Origin of the sequence: Pedobacter sp. PF22-3, assembly GCF_026239555.1 — a bacterium.
GTDB lineage: Bacteria > Bacteroidota > Bacteroidia > Sphingobacteriales > Sphingobacteriaceae > Pedobacter.
The window spans coordinates 20,630-37,873 of sequence record NZ_JAPIVP010000010.1 but is presented as its reverse complement, the minus strand read 5'-3'; the positions used below and the strand labels follow the sequence as shown (position 1 = coordinate 37,873).

At 37.7% G+C, this 17,244-nt stretch carries 13 protein-coding genes; 11 read left to right on the top strand and 2 right to left on the bottom strand.

The window, feature by feature from the left end:
* Nucleotides 1-5 precede the first annotated feature (5 nt).
* The 9 genes from nuoL (at nucleotide 6) to OQX63_RS13835 (ending at nucleotide 9,364) form a co-directional block, all read left to right on the top strand.
* Complete coding sequence (nuoL, locus tag OQX63_RS13875) at nucleotides 6-1,901, top strand: NADH-quinone oxidoreductase subunit L (RefSeq protein WP_265851597.1); 1,896 nt, start codon at nucleotides 6-8, stop codon at nucleotides 1,899-1,901.
* Nucleotides 1,902-1,920: 19 nt separating this feature from the next.
* The gene (locus OQX63_RS13870; RefSeq protein ID WP_265851467.1) at nucleotides 1,921-3,384 is read left to right on the top strand and encodes a complex I subunit 4 family protein; all 1,464 of its coding nucleotides are present in this window, start codon (nucleotides 1,921-1,923) and stop codon (nucleotides 3,382-3,384) included.
* Between the two features lie 3 nt (nucleotides 3,385-3,387).
* Nucleotides 3,388-4,758, top strand: coding sequence for an NADH-quinone oxidoreductase subunit N (locus tag OQX63_RS13865; RefSeq protein WP_265851466.1), 1,371 nt, complete (start codon nucleotides 3,388-3,390; stop codon nucleotides 4,756-4,758).
* A 47-nt stretch (nucleotides 4,759-4,805) separates the two neighbouring features.
* Nucleotides 4,806-5,465 carry a DedA family protein gene (locus tag OQX63_RS13860; RefSeq protein ID WP_265851465.1) on the top strand — a complete coding sequence of 220 codons (660 nt, stop codon included), beginning with the start codon at nucleotides 4,806-4,808 and terminating at the stop codon, nucleotides 5,463-5,465.
* 2 nt (nucleotides 5,466-5,467) lie between these two features.
* Complete coding sequence (locus OQX63_RS13855; RefSeq protein ID WP_265851464.1) at nucleotides 5,468-6,019, top strand: inorganic diphosphatase; 552 nt, start codon at nucleotides 5,468-5,470, stop codon at nucleotides 6,017-6,019.
* Nucleotides 6,019-7,443, top strand: a complete 1,425-nt coding sequence (locus OQX63_RS13850; protein WP_265851463.1) for a hemolysin family protein — start codon at nucleotides 6,019-6,021, stop codon at nucleotides 7,441-7,443. The genes OQX63_RS13855 and OQX63_RS13850 overlap by 1 nt, the downstream gene beginning before the upstream one ends.
* An 8-nt stretch (nucleotides 7,444-7,451) precedes the next feature.
* Entirely contained in the window at nucleotides 7,452-8,156 is a 705-nt protein-coding gene (locus OQX63_RS13845; RefSeq protein WP_265851462.1) for a 16S rRNA (uracil(1498)-N(3))-methyltransferase, read from the top strand.
* Nucleotides 8,157-8,242: 86 nt separating this feature from the next.
* The gene (locus OQX63_RS13840; RefSeq protein ID WP_265851596.1) at nucleotides 8,243-8,860 is read left to right on the top strand and encodes a DUF4159 domain-containing protein; all 618 of its coding nucleotides are present in this window, start codon (nucleotides 8,243-8,245) and stop codon (nucleotides 8,858-8,860) included.
* A 3-nt stretch (nucleotides 8,861-8,863) separates the two neighbouring features.
* On the top strand, nucleotides 8,864-9,364 hold the full coding sequence (locus OQX63_RS13835) for an acetyl-CoA carboxylase biotin carboxyl carrier protein subunit (RefSeq protein ID WP_265851461.1): 501 nt from the start codon (nucleotides 8,864-8,866) through the stop codon (nucleotides 9,362-9,364).
* A gap of 344 nt (nucleotides 9,365-9,708) precedes the next feature.
* Here the strand turns inward: OQX63_RS13835 and OQX63_RS13830 are convergent, their stop codons facing one another.
* Nucleotides 9,709-11,385: an SUMF1/EgtB/PvdO family nonheme iron enzyme gene (locus OQX63_RS13830; RefSeq protein WP_265851460.1), complete on the bottom strand. Its 1,677-nt coding sequence runs from the start codon at nucleotides 11,383-11,385 to the stop codon at nucleotides 9,709-9,711.
* A gap of 640 nt (nucleotides 11,386-12,025) precedes the next feature.
* Between OQX63_RS13830 and porV the strand changes: the two genes are divergently transcribed.
* A complete protein-coding gene (gene porV / locus OQX63_RS13825; protein WP_265851459.1) occupies nucleotides 12,026-13,213 on the top strand; it encodes a type IX secretion system outer membrane channel protein PorV in 1,188 nt (395 codons plus the stop codon).
* A 21-nt stretch (nucleotides 13,214-13,234) separates the two neighbouring features.
* Nucleotides 13,235-13,711, top strand: a complete 477-nt coding sequence (ispF, locus tag OQX63_RS13820) for a 2-C-methyl-D-erythritol 2,4-cyclodiphosphate synthase (RefSeq protein WP_265851458.1) — start codon at nucleotides 13,235-13,237, stop codon at nucleotides 13,709-13,711.
* An 89-nt stretch (nucleotides 13,712-13,800) separates the two neighbouring features.
* Here the strand turns inward: ispF and OQX63_RS13815 are convergent, their stop codons facing one another.
* Nucleotides 13,801-17,205, bottom strand: coding sequence for a glycosyltransferase (locus OQX63_RS13815; protein ID WP_265851457.1), 3,405 nt, complete (start codon nucleotides 17,203-17,205; stop codon nucleotides 13,801-13,803).
* Between the last annotated feature and the right edge of the window lie 39 nt (nucleotides 17,206-17,244).

Below are 17,244 nucleotides of genomic sequence, written 5' to 3'. Positions count from 1 at the left end.
TGACAATAGAACAATTGATTTGGTTGGTTCCGTTACTTCCTTTCTTAGGGTTTGTAATTAATGGACTGGGCAGAAACACTTTATCTAAAGGACTTGTTGGTATCATCGGGAGCGGCGTAATCCTGGCCTCCTTTGTTATCAGCGTAGTTATTTTCTTTAGTTTACAAGGCGACACACAAAAATCTCACGAAGTATTTTTATTCGATTGGATCAGCGCGGGTGCATTACACATTCCGCTATCTTTCCTGGTTGACCCTCTAAGCTCGATCATGCTTTTGATCATTACCGGAATTGGCTTCCTGATCCATTTATATTCCACCAGCTATATGCATGATGATGCAGGGTTTGGTAAATTTTTCTCTTACCTGAATCTGTTTGTGTTCTTCATGCTTTTATTAGTATTGGGTTCAAACTATATCGTCATGTTCATCGGTTGGGAAGGTGTTGGTTTATGCTCTTACCTGCTAATCGGGTTCTGGTATACCAACAGTGCTTATGCATCAGCAGCTAAAAAAGCTTTTGTAATGAACCGTATCGGCGATTTGGGTTTTCTACTAGGCGTGTTTTTAATTTTCACCACTTTTGGCAGTGTAGAATTTGCTAAAGTTTTCCCTCAGGCAGCTAATATGTTGCCAGGCAAGGATACATTGGTTTTAATTACCATTTTGCTGTTTATCGGCGCTTGTGGTAAATCGGCTCAATTGCCTTTGTTTACCTGGTTACCTGATGCAATGGCCGGACCAACACCAGTTTCAGCTTTAATCCACGCTGCAACGATGGTAACGGCAGGTATTTATATGATTGCACGTTCCAGTATATTGTTCGATCTAGCACCGCTTACTCAGCATATTATTGCCATTGTAGGCGCAGCAACAGCTTTAGTGGCTGCCATTATTGCTTTAACGCAGACTGATATTAAAAAGGTATTGGCTTACTCTACCGTATCGCAATTGGGATATATGTTTTTAGGTTTGGGTGTTGGAGCTTATACCGGTTCATTCTTCCATGTATTAACCCACGCATTCTTTAAAGCATTGTTATTTTTGGGTGCAGGTTCTGTAATTCATGCCATGCACCATGAACAAGATATGCGACATATGGGCGGATTGAGAAAGAAACTTCCGGTTACTTTTTTAACTATGCTGATTGGCACCATCGCTATTGCAGGTTTACCACCATTCTCGGGTTTCTTCTCTAAAGATGAAATTTTGGCACATGCTTTCCAGGCTAGTCCGATACTTTGGGGAGTTGGGGTTTTAACTGCATTTTTAACAGCATTCTATATGTTCAGGATGATGTTTTTGACTTTCTCTGGAAAATACCGCGGAACGCACCATGAAGAAAGTCATGTACACGAATCGCCAACAGCGATGACCTTCCCTTTAATCATTTTAGCTATTCTTGCTGCAATTGGTGGATTAATTAATCTTCCTCATGTTTTTGGTGGCAACGAATGGTTGGCGCATTGGTTATCAGGCGCAGGTGTTGCGCAGCATGAATTGGAGTTGAGCCACTCAACTGAATACTCGTTAATGGGTGTTTCTGTAGCGGCAGCTGTAATCGCTTTATTGTATGCTTACACCAGATATGTTAAAGGCGCACAGGTTCCTGTTGCTGATGAAGCACCACGTTCACCATTGGCAAAACTATCTTATAACAAATTCTATTTAGATGAGCTTTATGATTTCATCATCACAAAACCTTTAGATGCATTATCAAAATTCTTTTATAGGATTATCGATAATAAATTTATTGATGGAATTGTAAATGGATTGGGATGGAGCACTAATGAGGCCAGTAAAGGTATTCGTTTATTGCAAAGTGGAAACGTAGGTTTCTATATATTTATGATGGTATTCGGTATCGTCGCATTGCTATTGTATACATTTTTCTACATATAAAAAGGGTTCAAAATAAATAATGGAACAACTTTTACTACTTATATTTCTACCGCTTGTAGGTGCAATTATTACTGCATTTACTGGTAAGTCGGCTAAAATCGTTTCTACCGTGTTTTCGGTGGCTTCTTTGGTGTTGGCTTTGGTTGTCGCCGGTAATTTCATTCCAGATGCAAGTACCCAGTTTGAGGTTAACCTGCCATGGATTGCTGGTCTGGGTATTAATTTCCACGCAGGTATTGATGGCATTAGCCTTCTGGTGGTATTGCTTACTAATTTACTGGTACCAATTATCATTTTATCAAGCTACAACCATGAATATAAAAATCCGGCTGCATTTTATGCACTGATTTTATTCATGCAAACAGGCTTATTATTGGTATTTACCGCATTGGATGCTTTCTTGTTCTATATCGGGTGGGAAGCAGCATTAATTCCAATCTATTTTATCTGTGCCATTTGGGGTGGAAAAGACCGTATCCGGATCAACATGAAATTTTTTGTGTATACCATTGCAGGTTCATTATTTATGTTGATGGGGATTATTTACTTATATCTTCAAAACCCGGCACACAATTTTAACATTCAAGCTTTTTATGCTTTAAACTTAGATAGTGCTCAACAGGGATGGATTTTCTGGGCATTTTTTATTGCTTTTGCCATCAAGATGCCGATTTTTCCTTTCCATACCTGGCAACCTGATACTTATACTGCAGCACCTGCACAAGGAACCATGCTGTTGTCAGGTATCATGCTAAAAATGGGTATTTATGGTGTAATTAGGTGGTTGTTACCAATTGTTCCAGCTGGCGTTCACGATTGGGGCCAGGTTGCTATTATTTTATCAATCATTGGTATTGTTTATGCTTCGCTGATTGCTTTTACCCAAAAGGATGCAAAACGTCTAGTTGCTTATTCATCTATCGCTCACGTTGGATTAATATCTGCTGGTATCTTTGCTTTTAATCAGCAAGGTATGCAAGGCGCAATGGTGCAGATGTTGAGCCATGGTATTAATGTAGTGGGTCTATTCTTTGTTTTAGATATCATCTTCTCTCGCGTTAAAACCAATAAGATTGAAGAGTTGGGAGGCATTGCAAAAGTAGCACCACAGTTGGCGCTTACTTTTCTGATTATTGTTTTAGGCACCGTAGCTTTACCGGGAACAAACGGATTTATTGGTGAATTCTTATTGCTAATGGGCGTTTATAACTACGGTATCTGGGCTGCAGCCATTGCCGGTCTAACCATTATCTACGGAGCAGTTTACATGTTGCGCATGTACCAGAACGTGATGCTGGGCGAAACCAATAGTTTAACTATCACTTTCACCGATATCAAAGGAACTGAAAAACTGGTTCTTTATACCATATGTGCATTGATTATTGTTTTGGGTGTTTATCCGAAACCGGTTTTGCATTTAACAGAGGCATCTGTACAACATTTATTAGAACAGGTAAATCAAAAATTAAACACAGTAAATTAAGCAATGAATATTATTATAACCATTAGTATAACAGCTTTTATAGTGCTTTATGCAGGTTTGTTTAAGGCAAATAAAGCATTACTACCACTTACCGTTGTTGGCTTACTTACTGCACTGGGATTTACTTTTTCTGCATGGAATGGTAATGCTGTTCATTTCGGGATGATGCAGACAGATAACTTCGCACTGGCATTTTCAGGAATATGTATTGTTGGTACACTTTTAATATTTTTATTAACACAGAACTACTTCCACGCCAAAAGCGATAATATAGCCGAGTATTATACCTTGATTCTTTTCGCATTAGCGGGCATGATCATGATGGTATCATATAAAAATATGGCCATGTTGTTTGTAGGCTTGGAAATTATGTCGGTGAGTTTATACATTTTGGCGGGTATCCGTAAAAAGGATTTTGCATCTAATGAAGCTTCACTAAAGTATTTCTTGATGGGAGCCTTTTCAACCGGTTTCCTGTTATTTGGAATTACCCTAATTTATGGTGCTACAGGCTCATTTGATTTAGATAAAATACAAGCTTACCTGGTAAATAGTCAAACAATTTCTCCAATATTTTATCCTGGAGTGATCCTGATGATGATTGGTTTAAGCTTTAAAGTTGGTGCTGCCCCGTTCCACTTCTGGACACCAGATGTATATGAAGGTTCGCCATCTTTGATCACTACTTTTATGAGTACGGTGGTTAAAACTGCAGGTTTTGCTGCATTTTTAAGATTATTTGCTGATGCATTTGCACCACTCCACGATTTTTGGGTTGCACCACTGATGGTGATTGTTTGTTTAACTTTATTTATAGGCAATGTAACGGCGCTGTTCCAGAAGAACTTCAAGCGTATGTTGGCATACTCCAGTATTTCACATGCAGGTTACCTTTTGTTCTCGTTAATTGTACTGACCAAAAACTCTGGAAACAATGTACTGGTTTATGCAGCAGCTTATACTTTCGCATCCATTATCGCTTTTGCTGTATTAATTTTGGTAAAACAAAAAACAGGTAGCGATAGCTTCGAAAGCTTTAATGGTTTGGCTAAGCGGAATCCATTCATTGCAATATGTTTAACCGTAGCAATGCTTTCGTTGGCTGGTATTCCACTTACCGCTGGCTTTATTGGTAAATATTTAATGTTCCTGAATGTAATGACCGAATATAAAACCCTGCTGGTTGCATTCGCGATTTTAAATGCACTGGTAGGTTTCTATTATTATTTTAAGGTGATTGTTGCCATGTGGTTTAAAGAGGGGGCAGAAACAGAGCTTTCTGCGCCTGCACAGTATAAAGTGGTTTTGTTGGTTTCTGTTGCAATTACATTGGTATTGGGTATTTATCCGGCAATTATTTTAAACCTAATATAGGTATGCTGTTGTTTAATAATTATTTGTAGTTTTACGAATAATTGAATATGCACGATTTTTGGAATAACCTGCATCAGCTACTTGATCCCGAGAAATTATTGAGGGAGGGCGGATTCTATTTAGTCGTATTCGTTATCTATGCAGAAACAGGCCTGTTTTTTGGCTTCTTCCTTCCTGGTGATTATTTATTGTTTTTAGCGGGAATGTTTGTGGCCACAGGCAAACTTGATGTAAACATTGCGGTACTCTTGGCTGGTTTATGTGTAGCGGCCATTTCTGGAAATTTTACAGGTTATTGGTTCGGCCGGAAAACTGGCCCGGTGTTGTACACCAGAAAAGACAGTTTCTTTTTTAAGAAGAGATATTTAACCGCTGCAAAGGAATATTATCAGAAACAGGGTGCTTTTGCATTAATAATGGGAAGATTTGTACCCATCGTTAGAACTTTTGCACCGATTTTTGCAGGAGTTGTAAAACTAGACTTTAAGAAATTTGCTTTATATAACATCTTAGGTGGAGTACTTTGGATCTGTTCCTTAACTTTGCTTGGTTATTTTTTAGGCAGAAGATTTGAAAAAGAAATAAACGATTATTTATTATATATTATTATTGGCTTTATCCTTATTACAACTATTCCATTATTAATTACCTTTGTAAAAAGTAAAGTAGTGAGTAGTCCTGAAGAGGATAAAACAGATTTAAATTAAAAATGGCAAAAGACGATCATCACGCATGGCATAGCGTATCTCCTGGAGACAACGTTCCAGAAATTGTAAACGCAATTATTGAAATTCCCAAAGGCTCAAAAGCAAAATACGAAATAGATAAAGAATCTGGGTTAATTAAGTTAGACAGGGTTCTTTTTTCATCTGTAATGTATCCTGCAAACTATGGCTTTATTCCGCAAACTTACTGCGATGATAAAGATCCATTAGATATTTTAGTACTTTGTTCAGTAGATGTTTATCCAATGACATTGATTGAAGCAAAAGTAGTTGGTGTAATGCATATGGTAGATAATGGTGAACAGGATGATAAAATCATTGCTGTCGCTGCTCACGATATGTCGGTAAACTATATCAACGATTTAGATGAGTTGCCTCCGCACCAAATGAAAGAGATTGTTCGTTTCTTTCAGGATTATAAAGCATTAGAAGATAAAAATGTGACTATCGAACATTTACTTGGTGTTCGCTATGCGCATAAAGTAATCAAAGAAAGCATAGAACTTTATAACACAACATTTAGAGAATTAGCTTAATGGATTTACCCACGGTCTGTTTGTTTTTAAATTTACAGCTAAGTGCAATTCTGCCCACAAACGTAGTTTTGGCTGCAGTACAGGAAACTGATACCACTTCTGTTGGATGGAGATTATTCCTTGCATTATTTTTGGTGTTACTTAATGGGTTTTTTGTTGCAGCAGAATTTGCAATTGTAAAAGTTAGGGCATCACAAATTGAAATTAAAGCAAAAACAGGCAGTCGTGTTGGCAAAATGGCCAAAGGGATTATTCATAATCTCGACGGATATTTGGCCGCCACACAGCTCGGTATAACGCTTGCATCACTTGGCTTAGGTTGGGTAGGTGAAGGCGTTATGCATACTATTTTCAAAAATCTTTTCGATAGTTTACAGTGGGGTTTAAGCGATGCATCTATCCACACGGCATCTACAGTTGTTGCCTTTTCGCTCATCACGATCATGCATATTGTGTTTGGTGAACTGGCCCCAAAATCTTTCGCTATTCAAAGACCTGTAGCCACAACCCTTTTTGTTTCTGTACCGCTTCAATTATTCTATGTGGTGTTTAAACCATTCATTTGGACACTAAATAGTTTAGCTGCCATTATTCTTAAACCATTTGGCATTGATGCCTCTGCTGGCCATGAATCTATCCATAGTACCGAAGAATTGCAGTATTTGCTCGATCAGGGTAAAGAAAGTGGTGCATTGGATAATAACGAACATGAGCTGATTAAAAATGTGTTTGATTTTAATGAGCGCGTGGTGAAAAATATCATGGTGCCTAGAACCAAGATTTCTGGTATTGAGTTAACTTCTCCAAAAGAAGAAGTAATTGATACCATTATTAAGGAAGGATATTCCCGTTTGCCGGTTTACGATGAGATTATGGATAAAATTGTAGGGATTATCCATGCAAAAGACATTTTACCATTGGTTGCGGCAGGTAACCAGCACTGGACATTAAACGATATCATCAGAAAACCATATTTCGTAACAGAAACCAAAAAAATTAACGATCTGATGAGCGAACTGCAAAGTAACCGCATACAGATTGCTATTGTATTGGATGAATTTGGTGGTACAGCAGGTATGGTTACCTTAGAAGATATTGTAGAAGAGCTTGTAGGTGAAATACAAGACGAATACGATGAAGAAAAACCGTTGGTAGAAAAGGTTTCTGATAACGAGTTTATCGTAAATGCATTTGCTACAGTATATGATGTGAACGAGCACCTGCCTCACGATTTGCCAGAGGATGAAGATTTTGATACCGTGGGGGGATTGGTTTCACACATTTTTGAACGTATTCCTGAGGTAGGAGAAAGCAACGAATCATATGGTTACTTGTTTACCATCTTGAAAAAGACGGAACAAAATATCGAAACCATCAAATTAGAACTGGTAATCAATAAAGAAGATATGGTTGATAATCATTAATTTCATCCATGCATATTTTTTATACACCAGATATAACCCAAAATACTTACACCCTTAACGAAGAAGAGAGTAAACATTGCGTTAGGGTACTTCGCCTTACCATAGGTTCAATCGTAAACCTGGTTGATGGGAAAGGTGGTTTTTATACCGCTGAAATTACTGCCGATAATCCTAAAAAAGTTTCTTTATCCATTTTAAAGGTAGAAACGGAGTTTCACAAAAGAAATCATTACCTGCACATTGCAGTTGCGCCAACTAAGAATATCGACCGCATGGAGTGGTTTTTAGAAAAAGCTACAGAATTGGGCATTGATGAGATTACACCAATTATTACCGACAGATCGGAGCGCAGGGTGGTTAAAGAAGACCGCCTTAATAAAGTAATTACTTCTGCTGTAAAACAATCTATTAAAGCCTACCACCCCAAATTAAATGACGCTATCGCTTTTGATGCTTTCTTAAAAGAACCATTTGACGGCAATAAGTTAATTGCGCATTGTATTGATAACGGAGAAAAACATTTTATATCCGAATTGGTAGCTCCCCATCAAAAATATTTAATTCTTATTGGTCCCGAAGGAGATTTCACACCTGATGAAGTTAATTTAGCTTTGAACAAAGGCTTTAAAGCATTAACTTTAGGTGATAACAGGTTGCGCACAGAAACTGCGGCTTTATCTGTTTGTTTTGAAGTCAATTACCTTAACCGATAATCAGTTTGAAGTTTTCAGTTTTCAGTTTTCAGGTTCCGAAATTTTTGACACTGGCTTTTAGCTTTGCTGTTTTAGTCTTTAGCTTTATGCTTTTCGCTTTCACTCCACCAACCTATCGCATGGCCAAATTAAAGTATAGTGGTGGTGGCGATTGGTATGCAGACAGAACAGCTTTGCCAAATTTAATTGCCTATTGCAATGCCAATCTGAAGACAAATTTTTATGCCGAAGAAAGCATTGTAGAGGTTGGCTCAAAAGAAATTTTCAATTATCCCTTTGTTTATATGACGGGACATGGAAACGTGGTGTTTAGCGACCAGGAAATCAAAAATTTACGGCAATACCTCACAGGTGGTGGCTTTCTTCATATAGATGATAACTATGGCTTAGATAAATTTATCAGGCCACAGATGAAGAAAGTATTTCCTGAACTGAGTTTTGTAGAACTGCCAGCCAACCATGCCATTTATAATCAAAAGTTTAAGTTTCCCGGCGGTTTGCCAAAAATTCATGAGCATGATAATAAACGTCCGCAAGGATTTGCTTTAATTTACAAGGGTAGGGTGGTTTGTTATTATACCTATGAGTGCGATTTAGGGAACGGCTGGGAAGATTTTGGCACTTACCCTGAAGATACACAAGAAACACGAACCAAAGCGCTAAAAATGGGTGCAAATTTAGTTCAGTATGCTTTAACACAATAAGCTATGTATAAAGTAAAAGTAAATGATCAGTTTTTATTCGAAGTGGAGAATAAGGATTCAGCTTTTTTGGTGAATGGCGGGCAGGTTCAACTCGATCTAAGTACCATTGGACATGCAAATACGCATGTGCTATACCAAAACAAGTCTTTTAATACAGAACTTGTTGACATCAATAAGGCGGAAAAAACCTGCAAAATAAAGGTAAATGGGAATATTTATCATATCAGTATCGAAGATCAGTTTGATGTTTTATTAAAACAACTCGGTCTTGATAATATGTCTGCTAATAAAGTTTTAGAAATAAAAGCACCTATGCCTGGTTTAGTGCTAAAGGTTTTGGTTGAAGAAAATGCTGAGGTAAAAAAAGGTGATAACCTTTTGGTACTGGAGGCGATGAAAATGGAAAATGTCCTAAAATCATCAACAGATGGAGTAGTTAAAAAGATCTTGATTAAGCAGGGAGATAAGGTAGAAAAAAACCAGATCCTAGTTCAGTTTAAGTAGCTATGTGTTTTTATCATGAAGGTATTAATTAGTGTCGTCACCCTGAATTTATTTCAGGATCTTTTAACAGGAAAGATGCTGACCACGAAGTAGCTATTAGACCTTTAAAACAATGAAAACTGCTAATAAAATAAATTCAGCATGACGATCCGTCTAAATAAAAGTAGTGGAGTGCAAAGCAATTGAGAATCATAAAGTGCTCAGCGAAGCTAAATCTGTCTGAATAGATCTCTCCATTTCACTGCGTTTCAGTCGAGATGACGAGTTTCGTTTGAATTGTTCATTTAGATTACCAAAATATAACGCATAAAAAAGTCCCGATTTAATTCGGGACTTTTCTTTTTTTATTTACCTCTACTCACCCTGTAAGGCCTTTGTGGAGGATTTTTAAAACTTCTTTTGCCAGCAGTACTAATTTCTGGAGCACCAAGCATGGTCATGGCACAACGGAAACCTACTTCAGCTGATGATTCATCCTGTTGCATAAAGCGGCGGGTTGCTGGGTTTAACCAGTAAGCCATATCATTCCATGAACCACCTTTATAAACCCTTGATTTATCGTTTACAAGCGTTACACCTTCTTCATTTAATAAAATATTTTGTCTATCACGGTAACCCCTCTGATCGGCTTGATAGCTGGTTGATGCCACAGGCGATTGTGGATCTGTCGATTTTGAAATCGAATCAGTACGTTTCGCTTGTGCCTGTTTTTCTGCCCAGGTTTGTTTTCTTCCGGCGTAAGCGTTTTCCTTAATCGGATTACCATATTTATCCAATGCAATCTTTCCGCTTTGAGGATCTGCTAATTTTTTATTGGTAAAATAGTTACCACGGTAAGGGTTAAATGCATCTGCATCAGTAAATGTAGCTGTTCTGTAAACATCATTCACCCATTCATTTACGTTTCCAGCCATGTTATACAAACCAAAATCATTTGGTGCATATTGAATAACCGGGACCGTTAAATCTCCTTTATCGTTCAATGAGCCAGCAACACCCATATAATCTCCAGGAGCCCTTTTAAAGTTGGCCTGAATCATACCTCTGGTTTTCTTTTTAGCAGAACTAACACCTAAGCCATTCCAAGGGTAAATTTTATTCTGATTAATATTTTCATATTCCGTATTGCCAATTAAACCCAAAGCAGCATATTCCCATTCTGCCTCCGTTGGTAGGCGGTATGGTTGCATAATTACACCATCTTCTAAGGTAGCTGTTCTTCTTGGCTGATTGTTTTTGCCTGCACCGCCTGTTCCGCCTGCTGTTGTGGTAGCGGCACCTGCTTTAGTGTTATAATCAACAAATGCATTTTTACCTTTATCATCATACTGACCATTTAAATAAGCATCTGTATTGAAAGGTTTATCTGGTTTAGGCGTTGCAGCAGCAGTTGTCGCACCAGCTTTACCTTTTCCATTACCGGCAAGCGTTTTATAATCAGTTAAGATTCCTTTTTCACGTAAAATAAATTCATTTGCTCTTGAAGTTCTCCACTCACAATAACGTGAAGCTTGTTCCCAGGAAACACCTACCACAGGATAATCACGGTAAGCAGGGTGTCTTAGGTAGTTGTCTACGTAAGGTTCATTATAAGATAATGCCTGGCGCCAAACCAAAGTATCAGGGAGCTCATTGTAGTAAAATTCTTGGTCTTCTGGATAATTGTATCTGATCCAGTGCAGGTATTCTAACCAATCGGTATTTGATACCTCAGTTTCATCCATATAAAAAGATGGAACTGTTACCTGTCTTTTGTAATTGTAAATATTGGGCTCAACACCTGGTACTTCGATGGCGCTACCACCAACAACTAAAACCCCACCTTCAATTGGAATTAAACCAGGTCCCGGCGCTCTTTTATACTTTGTAGCCACCGCAAAAGCACCTGATTGGTTGTTTTTGCTTTTCCTATCGGCATAAGGAATACCTGTTTTGCTAGAACTCGCACTTTTTGAGCTACAGCTCGAAAGCAGGGCGGCTAATGATAAACAAGTAAAAGAATAGAGTAATAGTTTTTTCATATGAAGCAAATGGATATAACCTAATGGCCTTTCAACCGATAAAATTAAACAAATTTTAAATGAATATATAAATTATGGAGCAATAAATATCTAATATATTTTTGATTGATAGTGTATTATTCTAAAGCGTATTTCGTCTCTTTGATTTTTAAACGAAATTATTGCTAAATAATTATAAATAAGCTAGATAAAATAATTAATTCATGATTGTACAGTCTATTGGTAATCAATTACAATTTGTATAAATGAAGTTTATGCTCGTGTAGTTTGATTAAAATTGATGGATAATCTGGCCTGGCATATGGCTCGCGGTTCGTATTTTTGTTAAGAAACGGCAAAAATAATACCTAGTTTGTAATATATCAAGGGATTAACCACATTTCGTTTTGAGCTTTTTAACAGTTAAATTGGTTTATATATGGGATAAAAATATATATGTGTTACTTTTTTAAGCTAAATAGCTATTAGCTTTATACTTACATTTCAGGTACCAACACCCATATGTAAAAATCGTATGTTTAATTAGTAAATAATCATAGAATTCGTATTTTGGTGAAATATAAGTTTTGGTTTTACGTTACTGATATATTCTGCAGTGATTACTAAATACCAAAATCTAAAATTACGTACCTTTAAAAGGATGAATTTCAAGTACATCAGTAAACTTGCTTTTTCTGCACTCTCAATGGCATTGGTGTTTGGTAAAACAAACGCACAGGTAACCATAGGTAATACCCAAACAAACGGTAGCGAGGCAAACAATATTGTAACAGCGGTTCCATTTCTGCTCATTACTCCCGATGCCCGTGCAGGTGCAATGGGTGATGCAGGTGTAGCCGTAGCGGGTGATGTAAACTCAGCCAGCATTAATGCTGCTAAGCTTGCTTTTCTAAATAAACCTTACGGATTTGCTGTATCTTATAGTCCATGGTTAAAAAGTTTGGTGCCTGACATTAATCTTGCTTATTTAAGCGGGTTTTATAAGCTTGACGACCGCAATACCATTGGTGCGTCTTTACGATATTTTTCTTTGGGGTCTATTCAGCTTACAGATATTAATCAGCAGGATCTTGGGATTGCCAATCCTAATGAACTTGCTTTTGATGTTTCTTTTGCCCGTAATTTTGGTGAGGAATTTTCGCTGGGAACTTCATTAAGGTATATTTATTCGAATTTGGCTTCCGGTCAATTTTCTTCTTCAGGCCAGGTGCACAGTGGCAATGCTGTCGCAGTTGATGTTTCAGGGTTATACAAAACAACAACTACTATGTTCGGAAGGCAGACTGTTCTTTCTGCTGGTGCCAATATATCTAACATTGGAACAAAAATGAGCTATTCTGATGGTGGAGAGAATTTCTTTTTACCAACGAATTTTAAAATCGGAGGGGCATCTACATTTACCTTAGATGATTTTAGCACTTTGACCTTTGCGCTTGATTTTAATAAATTGCTGGTACCAACACAACCTATATACGATTCGAACAATAACATTGTAAGCGGGAAAAACCCAAACCGTTCGGTACCTGCCGGAATTTTTGGTTCATTTAGCGATGCGCCGGGTGGTTTTAGCGAAGAATTGAAAGAAGTAGGAATTTCAACTGGTCTCGAATACTGGTACAATCAGCAGTTTGCGGTTCGGGCAGGTTACAACTATCAGAGCCCGATGAAAGGCGATAGCCGGTATTTTACCTTAGGACTTGGCTTAAAATACAATGTTTTTAATATCGATTTCTCTTATTTAATTGCAAATGCACAGACTAGTCCACTTGCAAATACCCTCCGTTTTAGTCTATTGTTTAACTTTGGCGAAAATAAAGCGAAAAGATAAATAAGATTAAAGCAAATAAACATGAAAATTAGAGTAGGTTTCGGATTTGATGTACATCAGTTAAAAGATCAACATCCTTTTGTTGTTGGCGGTGTTATCTTAGAGCACCATAAAGGAGCTTTTGGGCATTCGGATGCTGATGTTTTACTTCATGCCATTTGTGATGCGCTTTTAGGTGCAGCTAACCTTCGCGATATTGGCTTCCATTTTAAGAATACAGATGATAGGTGGAAAGGCATTAGTAGTTTAATCCTGCTGAAAGAAACTGTTAAATTATTGGCTGAAAAAGGGTGGCGGATCGGAAATATCGATGCCATGCTTTGTTTAGAAGCGCCAAAAATTAACCCTCATATTCCTGCTATGCAGCAAAACATTGCTGAAGCAACTGGAATTTCTACTGAAGATATCTCTATTAAGGCAACAACTAACGAACAGATGGGGTTTATTGGTAGAGAAGAGGGCGTTGTTTCTTATGCCGTTTGCTTAATCGAAAAGTAAAAGATTTTTTTAATTGTAATCAAAGAAGTCAAGTTTTTTATAGCACACTGGCTATTAAAGCTTGACTTCTTTTTTAAACTGGGGTTACATTAGGCTACTTGTTCCTTAACATTTCCCGTTCTTTTTATCGTTCCCCAGGTTTCCAGTTCTCCTTTAATTGCTTTCCTGAACGAACGGAATAACACTACATACATCAATTGTCTCCAGAAAAAGCGCTGAGGAAAAATGTAAAGTAAATTGGTGTACTTTTCTTTCTCCATCCGGAAAGCAATTGCCGCAAAGATCATATCAACAATGATGAAGATAATGTAGTAAAAGAGTACTTGGCCAAAACCATTGTGAAGGCTTAAAATTCCTGAGAATCCGGTTAGTGTTAAATTATTAATAGCACTTAATGAAAAGAGGCCGCTAATTAAAGAAATGAGCATAAAAAGATCAGCAAGCGGAGAAAACAACGGTAAAATAATCTGATAAATTAAGATATTTGGCATGCCTACCATTCCAAAATAGCCATATTTCTTGTTTAGCAACGTTTTCCTGTTTTTCCAAAAACTTTGCATTACCCCAAAACTCCAGCGGAACCGCTGTTTGAGCAGCATATTTACTGTTTCTGGTGCTTCTGTATAGGCAATTGCGCCATCACAGTTTTTAACTTTATAACCAGCTCTTAAAATTCGCATCGTTAAGTCACAATCTTCTGCAAGGGTATCGATAGTGAAACCACCAATTTCAAGAATTACATTTTTTCTAAAGGCACCTATTGCTCCTGGTACCACAGTAATCGTATTTAGTAAATCGAAAGCCCTTCTATCCATGTTTTGAGCAGTGATGTATTCTATCGACTGCCATTTGGTAATGATATTGTTGGCATTTCCAACTTTCACGGTTCCCGCTACAGCTGCTACCTTATCTTTGTAGAAATAGCGCATCAGTTCGGTTACTGCATCGTTTTTTAACTGCGTATCCGCATCTATACAGACTACAAATTCGGCGGTAGCTTTTGAAATACCATAATTTAATGCAGATGCTTTGCCACCATTTTCTTTACGGAAAACTTTTACCTGAGGATGGTTACCAAAATGTTCAGTAACGATTTGAAAGGTTTTATCCTTTGAACCATCATCAACAAAAATCAATTCAAAATCAGGATAGGTAGTTTTTAAAAGACTATTAATGGTTTGAACTGCAGTAACTTCTTCATTGTAGGCCGGAATGATAATACTTACTTTTTCTGAAGGATGCTGTACTAATTTACCCACGTTACGTTTTGCTCTTTTGCGCTGTCTAATGGCTAAATAAGCGATAAATATGGTCCTTAAGATCGCAAGTACAATTGCAACAGAAAATATGATGTTTAAAATCATGTTGCCGTAATAGAAGAAATTGATGAAAAAGTAATCACCAGAACCTGAAAAGCCACTGTTTGCCGTAGATTTTACGGCAGGCATGAGCTCCGATCTTTTTTTGCCCATCAAATCGCCCACAGTGGTAAAGGTGTAGCCTTTGTCTTTAAAGAATTTTATGATCCGGGGTAGGGCTGCAACGGTAGCTTCACGGTTTCCGCCGGCATCGTGCAGTAAAAGGATATTGCCATTGTCTTGTTGTTTTACCACCTCGTTAAAAATCTGATCAGCTGTTTTCCCGGGCTCCCAATCCTCCGGATCGATATATTCTCCAATGTTGATGTAGTTCTCTTTACGGCTTTGTGCAACCGGTAAAATTTCGGAAATGTTTTGTGGCTCGGCATCGGCATTAAATGGCGCGCGGAACAAAATAGTACTGTGTCCGGTAACGGCTTCAATTAACCTTCGCGTTGCATTCAGCTCAAACTTTACTCTTTTAGGGCCAATGGCTGACATATCTGGATGAAAAAAGGTATGGTTTCCAATTTCGTAACCATCATTATATTCCTGCCTTAATAACTCCATATTCTTTTCGGCCATAACACCAACTACAAAGAAACAGCCAGGTACTTTTTCCCGTTTCAAAATCTCCAGTACCTGCGGTGTATAAACAGGATCGGGGCCATCATCAAAAGTTAAAGCAATTTTTTTATCGGCCTCTCCAAACCTTTTAATTACGTATTGCTCTGGAAGCCTGATGTACTTTTGATCGGCAATGGAGAAGTCTTCTTTATTTAAAGTGAATTTTACGCTGCCTGGTTTGGGAGTAGAAATCAGGTCTAATATTTCACCATCGCCCAAATAGGAGATTCCTCCCATATTTAACGAAGCAATTTTGCGTAAATCGAATGGTTTTTTCTTTAACGTATCCAAACTTAGGTCGTTAGAAATAAAAGACCATAAACGTTTATCTTCCGAACCTAAACGCCATAAAGCTACGCCGGCAATATCCCAGTCATCAGCCTTGCGGATTAAATTAAAATAGGTAGATGCATCTGTAAAATAAACTTCGTGTTTAATTCCGCTGCCATCATTGTAAGTATAGTTTAAATTGGCAGAAGCAGGATCGTAGTTTATTTTGCTTTTATAAGTAACAGCCCTTGTCATCGCCTGCTCGTAGGTAACAGGTTCTCCAACGCTATTTTTTGGCCAATCGTAACCATAGCAGGCCAAAGCCAGGATTACTTTTTCAGCATCAACTTTATTGCAGATATCATCAAGCTTTTCTTCAACCCATTCCTGATGTGAAATATCGCCAGCATTACTTACTTCGGTGTGCTGATCATAAGCCATTAATATTAGGTAGTCGTTATACTTTTGAAGAATTTCTGGCTTATAATCGTCATTTTCTGGAGAAATATCCTGAGATACAATCAGTTTTTCAGCGTGAAACTGCGCATACAGATTCTTCATAAAAGCGTTAAAACTATCGCTGTTTTTTAGGTTTAGGTCTTCGAAATCGATGTTGATTCCCCTATATCCGTATTTTTTGGTTATGGCTATCAGTTCGTAGATCAATTTTTGCTGAGCGGGTTGATCATCTAATAATCTTCTTACTGCTGCACCATCCCAATGGTCTTTATTATAATTTGAAACCACTGCAAGAGCCGATTTTTTGCCGGCATGTATCACCTTTAAGGCCGCAGTATCTGCCTTATCTACAATAGAATCTCCATTCAAAAAGAAAGATTCTGTAGCCACCATATCCAAATGGCTGATGTTGCGTTTTAAATCCGATATTGATGATTCTTTGCTTCCTGACCAACTCACATAAAATGCCAGGTTTATTCGCTTATTATTGCCGTGATGGGTTAAAATGCGGTGCTCGCGATCTTTTTTGATCTTTTGCAACTTTGATTTTTCGATAGTGAAATCCTTATACCGTTGCGATTTTTTTAACTTCTCTAACTGTTTTTGCGTTAAAGGTGTATTCGTGTTGATAAAAGGCAAATTAGGTGCCTGCACTGAAGACAGTGTGTACACTACACAAATGATTGCGATAATGAAGACTACAAAAAACGTACGGCTTACCCATGTAAATGTATGCCAGCGTGCTTTAGTCTCAGTTTGAAATATTTGTTTTCCGGACATTTTTCTTTTCTGATTTATTGATCAAATGTCACTAACGAA

Bases quoted from the DNA above. Each gene is read 5' to 3' on its own strand.
- OQX63_RS13865 (WP_265851466.1), top strand. From the start codon at position 3,388: ATGAATATTATTATAACCATTAGTATAACAGCTTTTATAGTGCTTTAT.
- OQX63_RS13830 (WP_265851460.1), bottom strand. From the start codon at position 11,385: ATGAAAAAACTATTACTCTATTCTTTTACTTGTTTATCATTAGCCGCC.
- OQX63_RS13850 (WP_265851463.1), top strand. From the start codon at position 6,019: ATGGATTTACCCACGGTCTGTTTGTTTTTAAATTTACAGCTAAGTGCA.
- porV (WP_265851459.1), top strand. From the start codon at position 12,026: ATGAATTTCAAGTACATCAGTAAACTTGCTTTTTCTGCACTCTCAATG.
- OQX63_RS13855 (WP_265851464.1), top strand. From the start codon at position 5,468: ATGGCAAAAGACGATCATCACGCATGGCATAGCGTATCTCCTGGAGAC.
- OQX63_RS13870 (WP_265851467.1), top strand. From the start codon at position 1,921: ATGGAACAACTTTTACTACTTATATTTCTACCGCTTGTAGGTGCAATT.
- OQX63_RS13845 (WP_265851462.1), top strand. From the start codon at position 7,452: ATGCATATTTTTTATACACCAGATATAACCCAAAATACTTACACCCTT.
- ispF (WP_265851458.1), top strand. From the start codon at position 13,235: ATGAAAATTAGAGTAGGTTTCGGATTTGATGTACATCAGTTAAAAGAT.
- OQX63_RS13840 (WP_265851596.1), top strand. From the start codon at position 8,243: ATGCTTTTCGCTTTCACTCCACCAACCTATCGCATGGCCAAATTAAAG.
- OQX63_RS13860 (WP_265851465.1), top strand. From the start codon at position 4,806: ATGCACGATTTTTGGAATAACCTGCATCAGCTACTTGATCCCGAGAAA.
- OQX63_RS13835 (WP_265851461.1), top strand. From the start codon at position 8,864: ATGTATAAAGTAAAAGTAAATGATCAGTTTTTATTCGAAGTGGAGAAT.
- OQX63_RS13815 (WP_265851457.1), bottom strand. From the start codon at position 17,205: ATGTCCGGAAAACAAATATTTCAAACTGAGACTAAAGCACGCTGGCAT.